Source organism: Gammaproteobacteria bacterium (genome assembly GCA_021648145.1).
Classification (GTDB): Bacteria; Pseudomonadota; Gammaproteobacteria; order JAADGQ01; family JAADGQ01; genus S141-38.
In genome coordinates, this window is record JAKITI010000003.1 from 207,195 (window position 1) to 229,269 (window position 22,075).

Sequence of the window (22,075 nt, forward strand, 5' to 3'; positions counted from 1 at the left end):
ATGTTGCAAAATTAAGTTTGATTGGAATAATTATTATTTGTTTTGAGGAGTTTGGATGGAAATTGCATTAACTGAAACTCAAGGTCTTGAGCGCCGTATGAGTATGGGGATTGAGGCTGATAAGGTCGACCAGGAGATGCAGGTGCGTTTAAAGTCGCTCTCCAAAAAAGTAAAAATTGATGGGTTTCGTCTTGGGAAAGTTCCCTTGAGTGTTGTGAAGAGCCGTTACAGTTCACAAGTTAAGCAGGAAGTGCTTGATGAATTAGTAAAGAGTGCTTTCTCTGAAGCAATTCAAAAAGAATCCTTGAAATTAGCGGGACCTCCACGATTTGAAATCGAAAAAGAAGACGAGTTCCAATTTGCTGCAATTTTTGAAGTATTCCCCGAGGTTGAAATTGTATCAATAGAAAAAATGAAAATTGAAAAGCCACAGTCTGAGGTTGTCGATGAAGATGTGGACAAGATGATTGATGTTTTGCGCGAGCAAAATTTATCCTGGAAGAAGGTCGATCGTAAAGCAAAAAATAAAGATCGTGTCGAGATAGACTTTGTTGGCACGATTGATGGCGAAGAGTTTAATGGTAATCGTGGTGAGCATGTCTCTGTTACACTCGGTTCAAATGGAATGATCAAGGGTTTTGAAGAGGGTTTGATTGACGCTAAGGCAGGGGAAAGTCGCACCTTAAGCTTGGAGTTTCCTGAAAGTTATCATGTTAAAGAGCTGGCCGGTAAGCCTGTCTCTTTTGAGGTGGAAGTACACGCCGTTTTCGAACCAAAATTACCGGAAGTTGATTCAGATTTTGTAAAGCAGCTGGGTATCGCTGATGGTGATGTTAATGCATTTCGTAATCAGGTAAAAGAGCGATGTGATGTTGAACTTGAGCAGCGTTTGAAAGACAAAATCAAGGGTAATGTTATGGATGCACTATTGGAAGTTAATGAAGTAGAGCTTCCAAAAGTGATGGTTCAAGAGGAGATGAAAAATTTACGTCAGGAGTTTGCAGATAAGTTGGCGCAACAAGGCGTTGATGCGGCTAATATGCAATTGCCCTTAACTGTTTTTGAAAAACAAGCTGAGCGTAAGGTCTCTTTAGGGCTCATTCTTTCAGAAATAGCAAAGCAGCAAGAGATTAAAATTAAAGCAGAAAGTGTGCGCGATACGGTCAATATGATTGCTTCGGGTTATGAAAAACCTGAAGAGGTCGTTAATTGGTATTACGGCGATGATCGTCGACGTCTGGCTGGAGTTGAATCGTTGGTACTTGAAGATCAGGTTGTCGAATGGGTTTTAGAAAACTCTGATGTATCAGAGCGAATAATGACTATGAGCGAGCTTGTTGATGATAGCAAGAAAGTTGCTTAGTAAAGTTAGCAGTACAATAATGGCAGCATAAGGCAAATTTAATGATTGATACAATGAATCAAGGGGTTGCAGGAACGATAACTCAATCACTTGTTCCTATGGTTGTAGAGCAATCCTCTCGGGGTGAACGTGCATATGATATTTATTCACGTCTCTTAAAAGAGCGGGTTATTTTTTTGGTTGGGCCTGTTGAAGATCATATGGCTAATTTGGTGGTCGCCCAATTGCTGTTTTTGGAATCAGAAAACCCTGAGAAAGATATTCATCTATACATTAATTCACCAGGTGGTTCAGTGAGTGCTGGGTTGGCGATTTACGATACTATGCAGTTTATCAAGCCCGATGTGAGTACGTTGTGCATTGGTCAAGCTGCAAGTATGGGCGCGTTATTATTGACGGGTGGTGCTAAAAATAAACGTTATTGTTTACCTCATTCACGGATTATGATTCACCAGCCATTAGGTGGGTTTCAGGGGCAAGCGTCTGATTTTGATATTCATGCACGGGAAATTCTTGCGGTTAGGGATCGTTTGAATAACATTATGGTTAAGCATACGGGGCAACCGATGGATGTTATCCAAAAAGATACCGATCGTGATAATTTTATGAATGCAAAGGAAGCGGCTGAATATGGGATTATCGATACAGTGATGACTCATAGGGATGCTTGAACTGTTGTTATTTTTAAAGCTGGATATGATTTTTAAAAACTGACAGTAATACTGTCTGGATATAATGATAAAGCGGAGACTGTTATGAGTGACGACAAGCAGAATAAAGGTGATAGCGAAAAATTACTTTATTGCTCTTTTTGCGGGAAGAGTCAGCATGAAGTGCGCAAGCTGATTGCAGGTCCAGCAGTATTTGTGTGTGACGAGTGTGTCGAGTTATGTAATGACATTATTCGGGAAGAGGTGAGTGATCAAGCCACATCTGTTGAAGGGGCTAAGCTTCCTTCACCTCGTGAAATCAAGAAGACACTGGATGATTATGTGATCGGCCAGTCTCATGCCAAGAAGGTGTTAGCCGTTGCTGTTTATAATCATTATAAACGTTTGAACGCCGCGAGCGAAAACAAGGATGAAGTTGAGCTTTCAAAAAGTAATATATTGCTGATTGGCCCAACAGGCTGTGGTAAAACATTGCTGGCTGAAACACTTGCCAGAATGTTGGATGTTCCTTTTACAATTGCTGATGCAACGACTTTGACTGAAGCAGGTTATGTGGGTGAGGATGTTGAAAATATCATCCAGAAACTGCTGCAAAAATGTGATTATGATGTTGAAAAAGCTCAGTCCGGGATCGTTTATATTGATGAGATCGATAAGATTTCGCGTAAATCAGATAATCCATCAATTACTCGGGATGTTTCGGGGGAAGGTGTTCAGCAAGCACTGCTTAAGCTGATTGAGGGAACCATTGCTTCGGTACCTCCTCAAGGGGGTAGAAAGCACCCTCAACAAGAGTTTTTACAGGTTGATACCAGCAATATACTTTTTATTTGTGGTGGTGCATTTTCTGGGCTGGATAAAATTATCCGTGATAGAACTGAAAAAAGTAGTATTGGTTTTTCAGCGGCAGTCAAAAGTAAAGATGATGAAAGTCAGATAGGTCAGCTGCTTTCTAATATAGAGATGGAAGATCTTGTTAAATATGGTTTGATTCCTGAGTTCATTGGGCGGCTACCTGTATTGGCAACCTTGGAAGAGCTGGACGAGGAAGCTTTGATTCGTATTTTGACAGAGCCAAATAATGCATTAATAAAGCAATATTCACGTTTGTTTGAAATGGAAAATGCTGAACTTGAGTTTCGTGAAGATGCATTGAAAGCTATTGCTTCAAAAGCGATGGAGCGTAAAACAGGTGCTCGGGGGTTGCGTTCTATTTTAGAGCGAGTTTTACTTGATACGATGTACGATTTACCTTCAATGGATAATGTGAGTAAGGTTGTTATTGATGAGGGCGTTATTAATTCAGAGACTGAACCTCTTCTGATTTTTGATGGAGGCGAACAGAAGCAGGCGCAATAACGACTAAAATAGACTTTGCAACACCATAATTTTTCATAAATTGATGGTGTTGCTGAGTATGTTGTGAAAATTGATTGTTAACTAATTTGATGATCTTTAAAAGTATTTTTTCTGCCGTTCGTAAACATTGGCGCAGAATTTCTTTGTAGACCTCCCTTTAAAGCCAACATCCTGAGCGATAGTATCGAAATATTCAGATTAAGGTCATAGTCCTTGATTTTTTCTTAATTGCCCATACCTACCCTCATACTATCTTAGATATAAATCTTGCGACACATGCCCTGATAAAATTGGCAGGTTTAGCCACTATGAATATAGTGTAATCCATTATTTTAGAAAGGGTGATTATGGAACAAAATAACGATAAAGTTTTAGATAAAGTGTTATTTCCGATATTGCCGTTAAGGGATGTGGTCGTTTATCCACACATGGTCATTCCTCTATTTGTTGGGCGGGAAAAATCAATAAAGGCTCTGCAGGTTGCGATGGAAGGCGACAAGCAAATTATGCTTGTTGCTCAAAAGAACGCGACTGTTGACGATCCTAATCCTGATGATATTTACAGTTCAGGAACACTTTCAACAGTATTGCAGTTATTAAGGCTTCCTGATGGTACCGTGAAGGTACTGGTTGAAGGGGTAAAACGTGCAACGATTCTGGAAGTTTTTGAAACCGACGATTTTTACTCTGCACATATTGCAATGCTTGAAGGTACACTTGCAGAGGGAGAAAATACTGAGGTGCTGTGCCGCTCTTTGCTTGGGCAGTTCGAGCAGTATGTTAAATTGAATAATAGTTTGCCTGCTGAGCTTCTTACATCACTGGCGAGTATTGAAGATCCTAGCCGTTTAGTGGATAGCATTGCAGCGCATATGGTTCTTAAGATAGAGGCGCGTCAAGAGGTTCTGGAAATAGAGGATATTGCTGTTCGTTTGGAGCGCCTTATGGTGCTTCTTGAATCAGAAATTGACCTGCTTCAGGTTGAAAAGCGTATTCGCGGTCGTGTGAAAAATCAGATGGAAAAAAGCCAGCGAGAGTATTATTTGAATGAACAAATGAAAGCCATTCAAAAAGAGCTGGGTGAGATGGATGATGTGCCGAATGAAATTGAAGAAATTTCACTCAAAATTGAAAAAGCAGGGATGCCTAAGGAGACTAAAAAGAAGGTTGTTGCTGAGCTTGGTAAATTGAAAATGATGTCGCCGATGTCAGCTGAATCAACAGTAGTCAGAAACTACATTGACTGGATGGTCGGACTTCCCTGGAAAAAGCGCAGCAAGGTCAAGCACGATCTGGATGAAGCAATGCAAACGCTGGATGATGATCACTATGGGCTTGATAAAGTCAAAGAGCGAATCTTGGAATATCTAGCTGTTCAACAGCGCGTTAAAAAATTAAAAGGGCCTATCTTATGCTTGGTTGGGCCGCCAGGGGTTGGAAAAACAACGCTTGGGCACTCTATTGCAAAAGCGACAGGGCGTAAGTTTGTACGGATGTCTTTAGGTGGTGTACGAGATGAGGCTGAAATTCGTGGTCATCGGCGTACTTACATCGGTGCAATGCCTGGAAAAATTATACAGAGTTTATCTAAGGTTAAAGCAAATAACCCACTGTTTTTACTGGATGAAGTGGATAAAATGGCGATGGATTCCCGAGGTGACCCGGCATCTGCGTTGCTTGAAGTGCTGGATCCTGAGCAAAATCATACATTTAATGATCACTATTTAGAGGCAGATTATGATCTCTCTGAGATCATGTTTGTTGCAACAGCAAATAGTCTGAATATCCCATCTCCGTTGCTTGATCGCATGGAAGTTATCAGGCTGTCGGGGTATACCGAAGATGAAAAGCTGAATATTGCCATACGCTATATAATTCCAAAGCAAATGAAAAATAATGGCCTGAAAAAAGAGGAGGCAAGCATTTCTGAAGGTGCTGTTTGGGATATTATTCGCTACTATACGCGAGAAGCGGGTGTACGAAGTCTAGAGAGAGAAATTTCAAAAATTTGTCGCAAGGTTGTTAAAGCTATTTTGCTAAATAAGAGTAAAGGGAAAAAGGTTTCTGTTGGTACACGCCATCTTGAAAAATACCTTGGAGTAAGGCGTTTTCGTTACGGGATTGCTGAAGAGCAAGCTCAGGTGGGGCAAGTAACAGGGTTGGCGTGGACTGAGGTTGGTGGTGATCTTTTGGTCATTGAAGCGGCCAAGGTACCAGGTAAAGGGAGGCTCAACATTACTGGGCAGTTAGGTGAGGTGATGCAGGAGTCAATACAAGCAGCGATGACAGTTGTACGGCACCGAGCAGCAAGGCTGGGGATTCAACCTGATTTTTACCAGAAACATGATATTCATATTCATGTGCCCGAAGGAGCCATACCTAAAGATGGCCCAAGTGCTGGTATTGGAATGTGTGTTGCTTTAGTTTCAGTGTTAACTGGGATTCCTGTTAAGTCTAATCTTGCAATGACGGGAGAAATCACATTGCGGGGAAAAGTACTGCCTATTGGAGGGCTTAAAGAGAAATTACTAGCTGCGCATCGAGGTGGAATACAGAAGGTTCTGATTCCTGAAGAAAATGTACGAGACCTTGCTGAAATTCCAGAAAATATTAAGCATAATCTGGATATTCAGCCTGTTCAGTGGATTGATGAAGTGTTAGCGGCTGCATTGGTTGAAGCACCTCAAGCACTTTCTAAAAAAGAGATAGAGGATGCTTTGCTAAATAATAGGGTTTCAGACTCTGTTGCTGGTACGGAAATCAGGCCCCATTAAACTCTAAAAACTAATCAAAAAGCCACTTTATTTTTTGTGAAGTGGTTTATTTTTATAAAAAATAATATTTTCGTTGACAAGCTTAAGCATGCGCTGTAGAGTTCGCGCCAATGGATGCCAAACGCTAATGCAGTAAGCGTTTAGTGTAATAATGACAGGCGAAATTGTTGTTTTTATTTCGCCCTTGATGTAAAGTTCGCACTCTTTATAATTTTAGAGTTTGTTTCATACTAATTAGGAGTATGCTTGTGAATAAGTCTGGGTTTATTGATGAGATTTCTGCGTTTGCTGATATATCTAAAGCAGATGCTGGTAAGGCCTTGGATGGAATGATTAATGCTGTTACTGAGACCTTAAGAAAAGGTGAGCAGATCTCATTGGTAGGCTTTGGTACTTTTACTGTTCGTGAGCGTTCAGCGCGTACAGGTAGAAACCCACAAACTGGTGAGGCTATTAGTATTGCCGCTTCAAAAATTCCTGCATTTAAGCCGGGTAAAGCGCTTAAAGATGCAGTTAAAGAAGGTTAGCCTTCAAGTAAATTTGGGTGCTTAGCTCAGCTGGTAGAGCATCGCCCTTACAAGGCGAGGGTCACAGGTTCGACCCCTGTAGCACCCACCATTTATGGAGCGGTAGTTCAGTTGGTTAGAATACCGGCCTGTCACGCCGGTGGTCGCGGGTTCGAGTCCCGTCCGCTCCGCCAAATAAAGGGTGTATCTTGTTATGGGATACGCCTTTTTTTATGTCTGAAATATATACATTGTAATTTATTTTGTGAACGCTCCTATAGTAATAGTGGCTTAATTATATTAAAGAGAGTTAGAAAAAATGCTGCAATTTATTAGAAACCGTGCAAAAGGGCCGCTTTCCTGGATGATCGTTGGTCTGATTATTATTCCTTTTGCTCTTTGGGGAATTAATAATTATGAAAATGAGGTCGTGGTCAGTGTTGCCAGCGTAAATGGTGTTGACATTACTCAGCGTGACTACCAAAACGAGTATCAACGTGAACGATCTCGCCTTCAATCTATGTACGGTGAAAATTTTGATATCGAATTATTGGGAGAGCAGCGTGTTAAGCAGGAGGTCATTGACCGTCTCGTTGAAACGGAGTTGTTGCACCAAGCGGGTGTTGATGATGGTTTTTGGGTGAGTGATACCCAGTTAAGCTTATCAATTAAAGATATTGATGCTTTTCAAGGGGATAATGGTTTTGATAGTGAGCGATATAAGCGTACATTGGCAATGCAAGGTATGCAGCCTGCTGAATTTGAGGCTCATTATCGACGCGCACTTTTTGTGGATCAAAGGCAGGCAGGAATTATAAACAGCTCATTTTCAACACCCAATGAAATAGAGGCATTGGTTGTGCTTAGTGAGCAGCAGCGTGAATTGAGCTATTTGACTGTTCCTGTAGATCAGTTCATAGGAAAAGCAATAGTGAGTGACGATGCTTTGCAGTCGTATTACGATACCCATAAAGAGCGCTATGCAATACCTGAAAAGGTGAGTTTGCAATATGTTGAATTGAGTGTGGATGGTGTTGCCAAGTCTGTTGACGTGACTGATGAAGAGGTTCGAAATCTTTATGAAGATCGTCTGGCCGAATTGACAGAAGAAGAGCAGCGCCGAGCCAGCCATATTTTAATTTTAGTGGATGAAGAGACAGATGACTCTTCAGCACTGAAAAAAGCAGATGACTTACTGAAACGTATCAAGTCAGGAGAAGATTTTTCACTGCTGGCTAAAGAGTTTTCTCAAGATCCTGGTTCAGCTGAACTTGGTGGTGATTTAGATTTTTTTAGTAAAGGTGTGATGGATGATGCGTTTGAAGAATCAGCATTTTCTCTTAATAAAGGCGAAGTTAGCGAGCCTGTGAAAAGTAGCTTTGGCTATCACTTGATCAAACTGACTGATATTCAAGGTGGTAAAACAAAGCCATTTGAAGAGGTGAGTGATCAACTAAAAGAAGATATTGTTCAGCAAAAAGCAGCTGATATTTTTCTTGATCAAGCAGAAACTTTGGCAAATCTCACTTATGAAACCCCTGAAAGTCTGGGTGCAGTCGTGGATGAACTAGGTCTGTCCATACAGAAAACCTCTCTTTTCAGTCGAGGGCAGGGCGGTGGAATTGCAAAAAATTCGAAAGTAAATTCGACTGCTTTTAGTAACGATGTTCTGGGCGAAAAAAATAATAGTGAAGTTTTGGAGATTGCTCATGATCGGTTGGTCGTGGTTCGTATTGATAAACATGAAGATTCAAGTATTCGTCCTTTTGAAGAAGTGAAAGAGACTATTATAAACGATCTCCGTCGTACTGAAGCCTTGAAGTTAGTGAAACTGGAAGGTGACAAGTTACTTGCTGATATGAAAGGCGGCACTAATGGTAAAGGGTTGGCTGGTGAAAGTGGCTATGATTGGAAAGAGCCTGGGTTTGTAACACGTAACAATCAAGAGGTGAGTCGTTCAATATTAGATCATGTTTTTAAAGCTGAAAAACCTGTGGGTGATAAAAAAGTGATTTCTGGATTTGAACTTCCTTCTGGTGATTATATTGTGGCTGTTGTTTCAGGAGTAAAAGTAGGTGAAGTACATAAAGCGGGCACGCCTGAATGGCAAGGCGCTGAGCAAATGCAGAGTCGTATGCATGGAATGGCTGATTTAACGGGTTATATTAAAGCGCTAAAATCAGAAGCAGACATTACGTATAAAGCTAAAAACTTTTAAGTTCAAGACTTGAAAAAAAATTATATAAAAAAAGGTGCATCACGACATTATGTTGGTGGCTCTGATATTTTCGCTTATGAAGCACAAGCTTTATCTGAAAATCTGGGTGGTGATATTGTTATTAAATTGCAGCAACGGGGTGCACATCGAGGCTGGGTGAGTGATTCCAGTGCACCCCAAAGCCAGGTTGTTTTAGTAGAAGATATTTGTGATGCCTGGAAGCTGTCTGAGCCCATTGTTCTATCAGGATTTATTGATTCCAAACGGCTAATAGAGCATGAAACACATATAGATGAATCGTATCAATTAGTGAGTGATGTGCTTGATGATGAAGAGTGTAATGAGTTACTTTCTCAACCCCCTTATTTTTCACGTTTATCCCATCGCTTTGAAATACTTTCCAGTATTTATGATGAAAATGACCCTCAAGCGATTGAAAAAATAGAGTGTGATGTGATTGAAGAGGGTAAGGTTGTTGCTGAGAATTTGTGGTTGAAGCTTTCCTGGCTCTCTTTTGTAGAGAAGGATGCTTCATTACGGTTTCGTTTCTCTTTTGGATTAGAGTCTTATGAAGATGTTGCGGCTGACCCTGCTCGCCAACAATACGCTGCAGAGTTTACAGAGGCTATTTTCCCAGAGTCAGCACTGATCAGCCGTAATGAAGAGCTGAAAAAGGTATTATGTAAAGTACTTGGTGCCCACGATGTTTCATATGTTGAGCGGATCATTTTTTTTAATGCACCTGAGGGTGGAGCACAGTTTCATCAAGATATAGAGAAAGGTCATCAAGGGGTTGTTTATGCACAGCTCAGTGGGCGTACGGGTTGGTTAACTTTGTCCAAACAAGCTTTAGTTGATGAAATCCAGTTTTTTTTATCACGCCCTGATGCCTCTTCTTTGATGCAGCTTGTGAATAACACAGAAGAGATTGAGTATTTATATTCAAAAGCATTAAACAATACCTCATTGTCTGTTTATCTGGATGAGCAGGATAACGAACCATTAGAAAAATTGATTAATCGTCTTCCTGCTTTTGCACAGCAACTTGTTGAGCGGGGACATTTTTATATTGTGAATCCAGGTGATGTCGTATTGTTGCCACAGCAAGATATAGATCATTGCGCATGGCATGCCGTGTTGTGCCTAGATGATTTCATCGGTGAGGGGCTCTCTTTTGCTGTTCGTAAGGCTTGATGTGGGGTGGGAAAAAATAAAAATCAGGATTGTCGTTGTTTATGGATGACCCTCGCTCAAAAGTGCGCTGGCAGTGCAGGCGCGGGATGCGTGAACTGGATGTATTGCTGTTGGGGTTTTTTGATGCTCGTTACGATGCACTTTCTAAAAAAGAAAAAAATACTTTTCTCTCACTGTTAAACTATCCCGATAATGAGTTGCTTGAATGGCTTATGGCTCGCAGCAAACCCAAGGATTCAGGGTTAAATCATGTTATCACCCAAATACGCAACGCCGCTGCATCTTGACTTAAAACCCTCTCGGATATTGTTTGCACTTTTGTGCTTTATGCATGGAGGTGCGGTTTTGATTTTATTGATAATTCCTATTCCTGCCTGGTTATCTGTTTTTCTATTTTTTCTGATAGCGCTTGAATTATTTTTACAGACAAATTTACATGTTCGTATGTGCAGCAAACAGTCGGTGGTTCGCCTGATCTGGCTGGAAAGTAGTCGGTGGAAAATTTTTTATAATGAAGGAACGTATGTTGAAGGGGTGCTTTTGGGGCAAATCTATTTACATAAGGGGCTGGTTATATTACGGTTTCAAACAATAAAAAAAGAGAAGAAATCTGTCATTATTTTTATTGATAACATCACTTCTGAGTCACATCGGAAATTACGAGTACGTTTGCGCTTGCAGGCGGATTCATAAAAATAATTGGAACTCTGGTCAAGTATAGATGCCTCTCAGTATGTCATATTTATGATACACTCGGCGTTTTTAAAGGGACTATTTTTAAGTTTCTAATTACATATTTGGCAGGTTTAAAGTTATGTCTAAAAGTAGTACTGCTGTGGCGCATAAATCATCATCTGATAGTAATAATAGTGCAGGTTTGAGCGCTAAAGATATTCATGCGTTAAATGATAAATATCATTCGCTGAGTATAGAGGCGCGAATACAAGCGCTCTATAAGGATTTTTCTCAAGACAAAGTGATGCTGACCTCTTCTTTTGCGGCAACTTCAGCATATTTGCTACATATTTTTTCACGTTTTGCACCCACCCAAAAAGTATACTTTATTGATACAGGTTTTCATTTTCCTGATACGTTGGCATATAAAGAAAAATTGACAAAAATGTTTAATTTAAAAGTAGAAGATGTGTGTGCCGAGGCGTGGAAGCATGAGTATACGGTGAAAGATGAAACCTGGAAAACCGACCCTGACTTCTGCTGTTCAATTAATAAAGTTGAGCCACTCCATAATTTGCAGGGGTGTTATGATATCTGGGTATCAGGTCTGATGCGTTGGCAAACTGAGCATCGTGCAACATTAGATATTTTTGAAGAACGCAATGGAATTATTAAGTTTTATCCTCTTGTTGATGTAAGCAAGGAAGAGCGCGATCTTTATATTAAAGAGCATGACCTTCCATTTCATCCATTAGTTGCGCAAGGTTACTCCTCTATTGGCTGTACACATTGTACCAAGCCAGGGGATGATCGCTCAGGCCGTTGGAACAATAGTCCTAAAACAGAGTGTGGTTTGCACCTATGATGAGTGCCAGCACTTGCAGGATTTAAGTTAAAATGGGAGTTGTCCTTTGAGACCCCGAATCATTTTTTGCATCCCCCCTTTTTTGCTCATTCGCTTCATCATCTTTTGCATTTGAGTGAATTGTTTGAGTAAACGGTTCACATCTTGTATTTGAGTGCCGGAGCCAGCAGCAATACGGCGTTTACGAGAACCTTTGATAACGGCAGGGAATCGGCGTTCGTGAGGTGTCATGGAGCCAATAATAGCTTCAAGCCTCACGGTCTCTTTGTCATTAACTTGATTTTTAACGGATTGAGGAATGTTGGGCATCCCTGGAAGCTTGTCCATCAAACCCGCCATACCGCCCATATTACGAATTTGTTGCAGTTGATCACGAAAATCAGAAAGGTCAAAGCCTTTTCCTTTTTTCAGCTTTTTAGCCATTTTTGCAGCTTGTTTTTGGTCAACAGAGCGTTCAACTTCTTCAACCAATGAAAGTACATCACCCATTCCTAAAATACGTGAAGCCACACGATCGGGGTGAAATGGTTCCAATGCTGTCGTTTTTTCACCAACACCCAGAAATTTGATAGGTTTCCCTGTGATTTTTCGTACTGAAAGTGCTGCGCCTCCACGTGCATCACCATCCGTTTTAGTGAGTATCACGCCCGTTAAATTGAGTGCGTCACCAAAGGCTTTGGCCGTGTTGGCTGCATCTTGGCCCGTCATACTATCAACAACAAACAGAGTTTCGATCGGGTTAATGGCGCTATGCAGCTGCTTGATCTCCCCCATCATTTGTTCATCTATGTGTAGGCGACCGGCAGTATCCACAATTACAACATCAATATGGTGGTTTTTGGCGTGGAGAATTGCATTTTGAGCAATATCAACAGGTTTTTGATCAATGCTGCTTTCGAAAAAATCAACATGGACTTCATTTGCCAGAGTTTTTAACTGTTCAATTGCAGCGGGGCGATAAACATCGCAACTGACGACCAGAACTGATTTTTTCTCACGCTCTTTAAGAAGGCGTGCCAATTTAGCAACTGAAGTGGTTTTACCCGAACCTTGCAAGCCAGCCATCAGTATGACTGCGGGAGGTTGTGAGCGTAAATCAAGTGCTTCGTTAGCTTCACCCATCACCGTAACGAGCTCTTCATTAACAACTTTGATCAATGCTTGGCCAGGGGTGAGGCTTTGTAGAACCTCCGTGCCAATGGAGCGTGCGCGTACGCGATTGATGAAATCGCGGACTACGGATAATGCGACATCAGCTTCAAGCAGTGCCATACGCACTTCGCGCAGAGCTTCTTTGATATTGTCTTCAGTGAGACGTCCTTGGCCGCGTAATTTTTTTAAGGTATGGCCAAGTCGTTCAGAAAGTGAGTCAAACATAGTGATTAAGAGCTAATTATGGTGATTGATTAAGGTTGTTGGTAGATGATAGGGGAGTGGAGGGTAACATTCAAATGTTACAGCTGAAAAACCTCTCCCCCTTTGAGCGCTTTGATATTGAAATCAGAAAGTGCTATTTCACACTCAGCCAGAATGGCTTGTTCAGCTCCAGGTTTTGCATGCGTCAGATAGATGCGGGTATCATGTTTTAGTTTTTTTAGGTCAGCCGCTAATGTATTCGGGCAGTAATGTTTGGCGCGTTGGCTAAGCGCTTCATCTTGATTGGCGAATGCAGATTCAATGATCAGTAAATCAATGTGATCGTAATGATTAATAATATTCCAGAAGCTATCGTTACTTGTTGTATCGCCAGAGTAAACAAAAGTTTTGTTTTTATGGCTCACCCGGTAGCCAACAGTGGGCACGACATGGTTGACCGGAATCATTTCAAAATGGCGACCATTCAGGGTGCAAATTTCCCCAGGTATTAACGGATAATAGGCGATCGCAGGATGCTTGGGGTCAGGGAGTTCTGAAAAATCAGGCCAGATTACCCAGTTAAATATATGTTGCTGTAGAGCCTTAATAGTTTCTGGCAGTGCATGAATTGCAATGGGGCGCGTAATTTGATCAAAAACACTGTCAATTAACAGAGGCAAGCATGCAATGTGATCCAGATGTGAGTGGGTAATAAAAATGTGCTGGATACGGCTCATTTCATCCAGCGTGAGTTGCCCAGCCCCTGTGCCGGCATCAATGAGAATGTCGTGATCCACCATGAAAGAGGTGGTTTGCCGCTGTGCGCTGATGCCGCCACTGCATCCTAGTATGCGTAATTTCATTTAAATTCCCGGAGGTTTGGAGCTGTCATTATATCTTGCGTCCTATTTTTCGCTTTGATTTTTGAAGTTAAAAATTATTAAAATTAAGTATTAAGTCTTTGTATTAGCGTCAATAATAATGATATTTTTAATTAAATGCACGTAACCCGTTTTTTAAATTTTCATGTGGTGCCCGATTATGCCATTATTTACCCTCTTTTTAATTGCAACTCTTAAGGTATAATAATGTTAACTTCTTTTGCCGGTTTTCTTGCTGCGGCTCTTTATTTGATGACGGCGGTCTGGTTGGTCGTGCGTATTTCATCTGGGGGAGCACAAAAGAAGAGCTATGGGATTCTGGCGTTAGGGTTTGTTGCAATTATTTTGCACGTTGTGACTCTGGTTCCCAGCTTATTTACTGCGGCAGGAGTGAATCTGGGCTTTTATAGTGTGATTTCACTCTCCTCTTTGTTGATTGTTCTGCTGCTCTGGATTGCTGCGTTGAGCAAGCCCGTTGAAAATCTCGGTATTACCATTTTGCCTTTAGCAGGTTTGTCCGTTGTTCTGGATATGACACTGCCGGCTCTGCACCTCTTTCAAGAGCGGCCACCGTTGAGTCTTGAAATTCATATTGTGATGTCTATGTTGGCATATAGTCTGCTTGCACTTGCCGCTGCACAAGCACTTCTTCTGGCGGTGCAGGACTGGCGTTTACGAAACAGAAAGCCTGGTGGGTTTGTGCGAGCCTTGCCTCCGCTGGAAACTATGGAGCTGCTGTTGTTTCAGGCCATTACACTTGGCTTTGTACTTCATACCCTGGCGCTGTTGAGCGGCGCTGTTGCGGTGCAGGATCTGTTTGCACAGCAGGTTGTACATAAAACAGTTTTATCGCTGATTGCCTGGGTACTATTTGCGATTCTTTTATTAGGGCGATGGCGTTTCGGATGGCGTGGTCGAGTGGCCATTCGCTGGACGCTTGTTGCATTCTCTATTTTGTTGCTATCCTATTTTGGCAGCAAACTTGTACTTGAAGTTTTACTGACCTGAAAAATAGATCATGGATAATATACCGTTAGAGTTTTTGTTTGGTTTTCTGGCTTTATTGATTTTGCTCTCAGCATTTTTTTCTGCAAGCGAAACGGCAATGATGAGTATTAATCGTTACCGTTTGAGACACCTTGTTAAAATGGGGCAAGCTGGGCCGCAGCGTGTTGCGAAATTGCTGGAGCGTCCTGATCGTTTGATTGGAGTTATCTTGCTGGGTAATAACTTCGTTAATATTTTGGCATCATCTCTAGCGACCATTATTGCATTGCGTTTAATGGGTGAGGCAGGGATTGCGATTGCAGCAGGCTTGCTGACATTTGTGATACTTATTTTTGCCGAAGTAGGGCCAAAAACACTTGCTATTTTACATCCAGAGCGTATCGCTTTTCCTGCGAGTGTTGTGTTGTTGCCTATGTTGAAGTTGTTTTACCCTATTATCTGGATCATCAATACCATTGCGAATAGCATGTTAGCTGTTATTGGCGTTTCGCCCGACAAAGGTGGGCATCAAAATTTGAGTGCAGAAGAACTGAGAGCTGTTGTTAATGAAGCAGGCGCATTAATTCCGGCGAAGCACAAAAAAATGTTACTTAATGTGCTGGACTTGGAAAAGGTGACCGTTGAAGACATTATTGTTGCACGTAATGACATCGTGGGGATTGACCTCAATGAAGGGATTGAAGACATTATTGAGGTTATTACAAGCAGTCAACATACACGTTTATTAGTTTATCGTGGCAATATTGACCATGTCATGGGCGTGATGCATGTGAGAGATGCATTGCCACTTTTACATCGAAACGAATTGAGTGTTGATGCGATTATTGAAATCAGTAAAGAGCCTTACTTCATACCTAAAGGTACACCTCTTAATATTCAGCAACTGAATTTTCAGCGCCAAAAAAGACGTATAGCACTTGTGGTGGATGAGTATGGTGAAATATTCGGATTGGTGACGCTGGAAGATATTCTGGAAGAAATTGTTGGTGAATTTACCACAGATATTTCTGACAGTGGACGCGAGCTCCATCCTCAAAAAGATGGTTCATGTATTGTAGACGGAGCAATCAATATCCGAGCTTTAAATCGAAATATGCAAATAAATTTGCCGACTAAAGGCCCAAAAACATTGAATGGCTTGATTATCGAGCACCTTGAGTCAATACCAAGCCCAGGCACCAGTTTATTGATTGATAATTATCCAATTGAAATTTTACAAACAAAAGATAATGCGATTAAATCTGCCCGGGTTTTTCCTGTATTATCAGAAAAAAGTAAAATGGAAGTATGAAAAAGAAAAAGCCCCTGAAAATTCTTGCTGATGAAAATATGCCACAGGTTTGTGAGATATTTTCAGAGTTTGGTGATGTGGTTTTACGTTCTGGGCGGGAGATCACATCAGCAGATTTAACTGATATTGATGTATTGCTGGTGCGTTCGGTTACTCAGGTAAATCAGGCGTTGATTGCAGATTCACCGGTAAAATTTGTAGGTACGGCGACGATCGGAACGGATCATGTTGATCACTCTTTATTGCAAAAAGAGGAGGTTGGCTTTTCAAATGCCCCTGGCTGCAATGCTGATGCAGTTGTTGATTACGTTCTGAGTGCTATTTTTTTACTTGCAGAGCAGCAAGAGTTTGATCCAGCGGATCGAACGTATGGCATTGTTGGTGTCGGCAATGTGGGTGGTCGCTTGCAGCGTCGGCTGCAGGCACTAGGCTATACAGTTCTTTTGAATGATCCACCACGCGCACAAAATGAACCAGGTTTTGTTGGGCTTGATGCATTGGTTCAGGAAGCTGATTTTATCTGTCTGCATACGCCGTTGACTCTGGATGAGGTTTTTCCAACACATCATCTGTTTAACCAACCTTTATTACAAAGATTAAAAAAAGGGACAGTTTTATTAAATGCAGGGCGTGGTTCTGTCATTGATAGTAAGGCATTGTTGGAGTTAGGCCAGAAAAGAGCTGACCTGACTTTTGTCCTGGACGTGTGGGAATTCGAGCCTGCGGTTAATTCAGAGCTTGCTGCACGTTGTGCCTTGGTTTCACCTCACATCGCAGGTTACAGTCTGGATGGAAAAATTCGTGGCACTTATATGCTTTATCAAGCGTTGGCGGAGTATCTGAAATATCCGATTGCAAAAGTACTAGACGATTTTTTACCCGTGGCTGAACTTTCAGAGGTGAGTCAGGAAGGGCGGTCTGCGGTAGAGATTATGCGTCTGGTTTATGACCCTCTCCGTGATGATAAAGATTTGAGAAAGACGTTAGTTTTGCCGCTTGAAGAGCAAAAGCTGGCATTTGATCAACTGAGAAAAAATTACCCCGTTCGTAGGGAGTTTGCATCTTTAACCGTACATGATGGCAGTGAAATAGAGCAATTATCTGCTGCTGGATTTCAAACCTAAATATTATTTCGCAAAAAGCTGGCCAACGGGCAATATGGTGTTCTGGAGATTAACCGTTTTTGTTGTTTATTTTCTGATTGATATGTTTGGTTAAAATAAGTTTTCAGTATTAATCAATATTAGAATCAGTTATGATTTATATCGCATTTATCAAGGGAATTTTCCCATTGGGAATAGTAAGTTCCAGCTGTGCTGGTTAATATTTTATATGCCTAAATATATTGTTTATGAGCAACCCCAAAATGAACGAATAAAGAAATTTCTTCGTCTTGAATACCTGTTTGATCAAATGGCTTACCATGAGCGTGGTGGGAGTTCGTGGGATAGTGCTGCTGCTCTATCGGGTCTTCTCGATATTAAAACTCTGTTTTCTCGTTCAGATCTTAAGATTGAAATTGTTAAAGAGCTCGACAGGCAGATAGCCACTTTAGGTAAATTGGTCAAAAACCCTGAAGTGAATCGAGAACAGCTCGATAAAACGTTAAAAGAGTTTGAAGGCTTAGCGAATCGATTATATGCTTTGCCTGCGCAACAGGGGTCTAAGCGTAATGAGTTTCTTTACTCGATCCAGCAAAAAGATTGCATGACGGGGGGCGCTTGTATTTCCGATCTACCGATTTATCATTTTTGGTTGATGCAGCCACCAGAGCGTCGTAGACAAGATTTACTGCAATGGCAGCAGGGATTTGACGTAATACGGCAGGCTATAGAGCTAATTTTGCGTACCATTCGTGATAGTGGGTCGCCACAAGAGAAAGTAGCAGCGTCAGGTTTTTTTCAGCACACCCCTGATGCCAATACTCAATTGATTCGTATTTTGTTGACAGAGGGTTCGCCTTATTTCACGGAAATGAGTGGCGGTAAACATCGTTTTAGCGTGACTTTTATGAAAGCTTCACTCAATGAACGTTCTGAGAAAACATCAGAAAATATCGAATTTCAGCTAAGTTGTTGCATGTTATGAAAAACATAGAAGTTTCTTGCCCTGCTTGTCAGAAAAAAATCATATGGTCTACCGATGCGTTATGGCGCCCATTTTGCTCCGAGCGGTGTCAGTTGATTGACCTAGGTCAATGGGCTGATGGTTCGCATGTGATTGCGGGTGAAGAGCTTGTAAATCCAGAGTTGGATAGTGATGTCAGGAGTCTGCCGGACTGAACTGTTATGTCATTTTTACAGGAAAAAACGGTGGAATATCAAGTACTATATTTTTTTTTAAAAACTCTACCTGATTAGCCATAATTATCAGCAACGGGAGTTTTGTTCCCTGAAAAATGGTTCCTGATATCAAACTCGTTTGGTGATGACGTTGGTTACACTGATAGTCTTCACGAGTGAGTTGACAGTGTTTACTGTACCCACTTCAGGACATTGATAACCTGCAGGCCACTTTATTTTGAATAAATCCATCCGGACTCCTCCTTTTCATATTTTTCAATAAACTCATCAAGGTTGAGACCTTTTTGGAATTGAACACGATTGATGGGCATGGTTAGTCACCTTTTCAACTTGTTGTATTACCTTGGTATTATTATAACTTATTAGACGTAAGTTCGCTGGGCTTTACGGCTAATAAGGAAACTCTAAATATCTCTGTCTATGACAATGGGTTTTAGTTAAAGGGTTTAATTTTCACCTGTCTTTCATGGAAGATTCATTTTCCAGTCATTTGTTTTTTATCTATTTTTAATCTTTCATACCTCTCTATATTCATCGGAGTTTAGTGTAATGGCATTATTGTTAGCTAAGAACCAGCGACGCAATACATGGATAACCAACAACATATAATTTCAAGGAGCAGACCCGTGACCCAAAAAATAATTCCTATTTCTCAAATACCTCTTCAAAATTATGCTGAAGCTGTGAACGCTATATCAAATAAACCTCGCTTCGATATGTCGCGAAAAATTCGTATTGCTCTATATTCTCATGACACTATGGGGATGGGGCACATGCGACGCAATCTAATGATCAGTCAAGCCCTGGCGGATTGCAACTTGCCAACCAATATTTTAATAGTGGCAGGTGCGTGCCAGGCGAATGCGGCTCAAATGCCACCAGGCGTTGACTGCGTCACACTACCCTCTTTAAGCAAGAATAGTGACGGTAGTTACCGGTCGCGTTCGCTGGGTATTCCACTAAAGGATATTAAAAAAATTCGTGCTCAAATGATTTGTTCATCAATCGAAGCTTTTGAACCAGATATATTTATTGTGGACAGCGTACCTCGTGGCGCGCTCTATGAACTAGATGAAGTCTTATCGAATATCCGTCGACGTGGCCATACTTATTGCGTGTTGGGCTTGCGGGATGTGCTTGATGAACCTGAGCGAGTAAAAGTCGAATGGCATAAGGCCGAAAACGAGAAGACAATTCGTGATTTTTACGACAAAGTGTGGATTTACAGTGATCCACATGTTTACGATGCAATTCGAGAATATAAGATGCCCGATGACATAGTCGAAAAAGTCAGTTACACGGGTTACTTTGATCGTCGTATACATTTTGATCAGCATAATAAAGCCGTGACGAAGCCCAGCCGCACCAGGCTGGGTCTTCAAGAAGGCCGCTTCGTTTTATGCATGGTAGGTGGCGGACAGGACGGTGCAAGTTTAACCGAAGCCTTTGCTCGGGCCGTACTCCCAGCGGATATGTTCGCAGTGATAGTCACAGGCCCGTTTATGCCGGTAGAAATGAAAACAGAACTACATCGCATAGCGACTACCAGGGCCAATCTGATGGTGTTTGAGTATGTAAGCGAACCTACTCATCTTATTCAACAAGCCGATTGCATAGTTGCCATGGGAGGCTATAACGTTGTCTCAGAGGTTTTATCCTATGAAAAACGTGCGCTCATCATCCCCCGTGTCACACCGAAGAAGGAACAGTTAGTACGTGCCAAACGACTCCAGGAGCTTGGAATCATTGATGTTATTCTTCCTGATCAAGTCACACCCGAAATCCTTACTGACTGGATAAAAAAGGCCTCTCAAAACTCAGATACTCCATCTGTTCATGACCAGCTTGACTTTAAAGGCTTATCCCGACTACCACATTTGATCAGAGAGATCTGTCAATTGACATAATCGTCTAAAACAATTTATCAAGTGAGTGCATTTATCATGTCTAATTATTTCAAATCCGAACGAGTCGGTTATGTCGTAAAGCGTTATCCGCGCTATTCAGAAACATTTATCGTCAATGAAATTCTCGCTCACGAAAAAGCGGGACTGTCACTCGATATTTTTGCCCTACGCCAATCCAGTGATACGCATTTTCAGGACACGATTGCTAAAGTGCGCGCGCCAGTCACCTATTTGCCTGCTTCAAACGTACTGAGTGCAGGTGAATTCTGGAGAGAGCTAATGGCTACGATAAAAGACCTTCCTGGCTCTGTTTCAGGGCTGAATGCGGCAAGGAACGAGGTCGCTCGCGATGTTTATCAGGCCGCTTTGCTTGCCTTGCAGGTTCAAGAAAAAGGTATTACGCATTTACATGCCCATTTTGCCACCTCGACGACAACCGTTGCGCGTTTAGCCGCTTTATTTTCAGGAATCACATACTCTTTTACCGCTCACGCCAAAGATATTTTTCATGAAAGCGTAAATCACCATGATTTACTGCAAAAAATTCAAGATGCCTCCTCGGTGATCACCGTCAGTGATTACAATGTGGATTTTCTTCAGGACAAGTTTGGTCATGCTGCCAGCAAAGTACAACGCATTTACAATGGTCTCGATTTATCTCGCTTACTCTATTCTGATCCCAAAAATAGACCGCCAAGAATTGTCGCTGTTGGCCGTTTAATCGAGAAAAAAGGTTTCTCTGATTTGATCGCCGCCTGCGCCGAGCTACAGCAGTCCAATATCAATTTTGAATGTCATATTATAGGCGGCGGCCCACTAGAAGATTCGCTCAATAAAGATATTCTTAAATATAATTTACAGGATAAAGTAAAAACTTTAGGTCCTCGTCCCCAAAGAGAAGTGATCGCTAGCTTGCAACAAGCCGCTGTATTTGCAGCGCCTTGTGTGGTAGGTGCTGATGGTAACCGTGATGGCTTACCGACCGTTTTGCTTGAGGCGATGGCCCTGGGCGCACCGTGTATTTCAACCGATGTCACCGGCATCCCAGAAGCCATCAAACACAACCAGACGGGACTGATAGTTCCGCAAAAAAATGCGCTAGAACTTGCTCGGGGATTGACTGATTTATTAAACCAACCGCAGGAACGTACACGGCTTGCTCAACAAGCACGTTATTTGATCGAACAATCTTTCGATATTGATAAAAATACAACCATATTACGTTCCGTGTTTAACAACGTGGCCACGTCTCCATTGAAGAACCATAAATTGAACAAACAGCAGGTAGAATTATGAAAATTGCCTACATTTGCACTGATCTAGGCGTACCCGTTTTTGGGTATAAAGGATGCTCAATCCATGTTCAGGAAGTCATTCGATCTTTTTTAAGTCAAGGAGCGGAAGTCACTCTTTTTACTCCACGGCTGGGAGGCAAAGCCACTCTTGATCTACAAGGCGTGACAGTCGTCCAATTACCGATGGTTACTTCTAAAGATCCTAGTCAGCGTGAAATATTTTCCCAAAATCTAAATTCAAACATAATGGAAGCACTTGCACAAAGTGACCCTTTTGACCTGATTTACGAGCGCTATTCTCTTTGGAGTTATGCCGCCATGGAGTTTGCTAAAACTGAAGGGGTGCCAGGAATTTTAGAAGTCAATGCGCCACTAATCGAAGAGCAAAGCCGTCATCGCCAACTGATTA

At 41.6% G+C, this 22,075-nt stretch carries 20 protein-coding genes and 2 tRNA genes; 20 read left to right on the forward strand and 2 right to left on the reverse strand.

The features are described 5' to 3' along the window. The first annotated feature begins 55 nt into the window (after nucleotides 1-55). From tig to L3J70_03295, 12 genes are all read left to right on the forward strand, one after another. Entirely contained in the window at nucleotides 56-1,363 is a 1,308-nt protein-coding gene (gene tig / locus L3J70_03240; GenBank protein MCF6235382.1) for a trigger factor, read from the forward strand. A gap of 41 nt (nucleotides 1,364-1,404) precedes the next feature. Further along, entirely contained in the window at nucleotides 1,405-2,034 is a 630-nt protein-coding gene (gene clpP, locus L3J70_03245; GenBank protein ID MCF6235383.1) for an ATP-dependent Clp endopeptidase proteolytic subunit ClpP, read from the forward strand. 84 nt (nucleotides 2,035-2,118) lie between these two features. After that, nucleotides 2,119-3,393, forward strand: coding sequence for an ATP-dependent Clp protease ATP-binding subunit ClpX (gene clpX, locus L3J70_03250; GenBank protein ID MCF6235384.1), 1,275 nt, complete (start codon nucleotides 2,119-2,121; stop codon nucleotides 3,391-3,393). 347 nt (nucleotides 3,394-3,740) lie between these two features. Beyond that, on the forward strand, nucleotides 3,741-6,167 hold the full coding sequence (gene lon / locus L3J70_03255) for an endopeptidase La (GenBank protein ID MCF6235385.1): 2,427 nt from the start codon (nucleotides 3,741-3,743) through the stop codon (nucleotides 6,165-6,167). A gap of 248 nt (nucleotides 6,168-6,415) precedes the next feature. After that, nucleotides 6,416-6,694 carry an HU family DNA-binding protein gene (locus L3J70_03260; protein MCF6235386.1) on the forward strand — a complete coding sequence of 93 codons (279 nt, stop codon included), beginning with the start codon at nucleotides 6,416-6,418 and terminating at the stop codon, nucleotides 6,692-6,694. Between the two features lie 15 nt (nucleotides 6,695-6,709). After that, nucleotides 6,710-6,785, forward strand: a tRNA-Val gene (locus L3J70_03265). A gap of 5 nt (nucleotides 6,786-6,790) precedes the next feature. Then, a tRNA-Asp gene (locus L3J70_03270) sits at nucleotides 6,791-6,867 on the forward strand. A 125-nt stretch (nucleotides 6,868-6,992) separates the two neighbouring features. Further along, nucleotides 6,993-8,891, forward strand: a complete 1,899-nt coding sequence (locus L3J70_03275) for a SurA N-terminal domain-containing protein (GenBank protein ID MCF6235387.1) — start codon at nucleotides 6,993-6,995, stop codon at nucleotides 8,889-8,891. Between the two features lie 9 nt (nucleotides 8,892-8,900). After that, a complete protein-coding gene (locus L3J70_03280; protein MCF6235388.1) occupies nucleotides 8,901-10,085 on the forward strand; it encodes a hypothetical protein in 1,185 nt (394 codons plus the stop codon). Between the two features lie 41 nt (nucleotides 10,086-10,126). Continuing rightward, on the forward strand, nucleotides 10,127-10,372 hold the full coding sequence (locus L3J70_03285) for a succinate dehydrogenase assembly factor 2 (protein ID MCF6235389.1): 246 nt from the start codon (nucleotides 10,127-10,129) through the stop codon (nucleotides 10,370-10,372). A 58-nt stretch (nucleotides 10,373-10,430) separates the two neighbouring features. Beyond that, the gene (locus L3J70_03290; protein MCF6235390.1) at nucleotides 10,431-10,778 is read left to right on the forward strand and encodes a hypothetical protein; all 348 of its coding nucleotides are present in this window, start codon (nucleotides 10,431-10,433) and stop codon (nucleotides 10,776-10,778) included. Between the two features lie 121 nt (nucleotides 10,779-10,899). Beyond that, nucleotides 10,900-11,625 carry a phosphoadenylyl-sulfate reductase gene (locus L3J70_03295; protein ID MCF6235391.1) on the forward strand — a complete coding sequence of 242 codons (726 nt, stop codon included), beginning with the start codon at nucleotides 10,900-10,902 and terminating at the stop codon, nucleotides 11,623-11,625. A 27-nt stretch (nucleotides 11,626-11,652) separates the two neighbouring features. Here L3J70_03295 and ffh read toward each other — a convergent pair whose 3' ends face one another. Together ffh and L3J70_03305 are read right to left on the reverse strand one after the other, a co-directional pair. Further along, complete coding sequence (gene ffh, locus L3J70_03300; GenBank protein ID MCF6235392.1) at nucleotides 11,653-13,002, reverse strand: signal recognition particle protein; 1,350 nt, start codon at nucleotides 13,000-13,002, stop codon at nucleotides 11,653-11,655. A gap of 77 nt (nucleotides 13,003-13,079) precedes the next feature. Further along, the gene (locus L3J70_03305) at nucleotides 13,080-13,844 is read right to left on the reverse strand and encodes a 3',5'-cyclic-nucleotide phosphodiesterase (protein MCF6235393.1); all 765 of its coding nucleotides are present in this window, start codon (nucleotides 13,842-13,844) and stop codon (nucleotides 13,080-13,082) included. Nucleotides 13,845-14,069: 225 nt separating this feature from the next. Here L3J70_03305 and ccsA point away from each other — a divergent pair, with 225 nt between their 5' ends. The 8 genes from ccsA to L3J70_03345 form a co-directional block, all read left to right on the forward strand. Continuing rightward, on the forward strand, nucleotides 14,070-14,870 hold the full coding sequence (ccsA, locus tag L3J70_03310) for a cytochrome c biogenesis protein CcsA (protein ID MCF6235394.1): 801 nt from the start codon (nucleotides 14,070-14,072) through the stop codon (nucleotides 14,868-14,870). Between the two features lie 10 nt (nucleotides 14,871-14,880). Continuing rightward, nucleotides 14,881-16,161 carry an HlyC/CorC family transporter gene (locus L3J70_03315; GenBank protein ID MCF6235395.1) on the forward strand — a complete coding sequence of 427 codons (1,281 nt, stop codon included), beginning with the start codon at nucleotides 14,881-14,883 and terminating at the stop codon, nucleotides 16,159-16,161. After that, entirely contained in the window at nucleotides 16,158-17,285 is a 1,128-nt protein-coding gene (locus tag L3J70_03320) for a 4-phosphoerythronate dehydrogenase (GenBank protein MCF6235396.1), read from the forward strand. The genes L3J70_03315 and L3J70_03320 overlap by 4 nt, the downstream gene beginning before the upstream one ends. 208 nt (nucleotides 17,286-17,493) lie before the next feature. After that, a complete protein-coding gene (gene zapD, locus L3J70_03325) occupies nucleotides 17,494-18,249 on the forward strand; it encodes a cell division protein ZapD (GenBank protein ID MCF6235397.1) in 756 nt (251 codons plus the stop codon). Further along, nucleotides 18,246-18,443, forward strand: coding sequence for a DNA gyrase inhibitor YacG (locus L3J70_03330; protein ID MCF6235398.1), 198 nt, complete (start codon nucleotides 18,246-18,248; stop codon nucleotides 18,441-18,443). The genes zapD and L3J70_03330 overlap by 4 nt, the downstream gene beginning before the upstream one ends. 794 nt (nucleotides 18,444-19,237) lie before the next feature. Beyond that, the gene (locus tag L3J70_03335; protein ID MCF6235399.1) at nucleotides 19,238-20,371 is read left to right on the forward strand and encodes a glycosyltransferase; all 1,134 of its coding nucleotides are present in this window, start codon (nucleotides 19,238-19,240) and stop codon (nucleotides 20,369-20,371) included. Nucleotides 20,372-20,407: 36 nt separating this feature from the next. Beyond that, nucleotides 20,408-21,667 (forward strand): glycosyltransferase family 4 protein, encoded by a 1,260-nt coding sequence (locus L3J70_03340; GenBank protein ID MCF6235400.1) that lies wholly within the window; start codon nucleotides 20,408-20,410, stop codon nucleotides 21,665-21,667. Next, the coding region (locus L3J70_03345; protein MCF6235401.1) for a glycosyltransferase family 1 protein at nucleotides 21,664-22,075 on the forward strand (412 nt) is incomplete at its 3' end. The genes L3J70_03340 and L3J70_03345, both read left to right, overlap by 4 nt.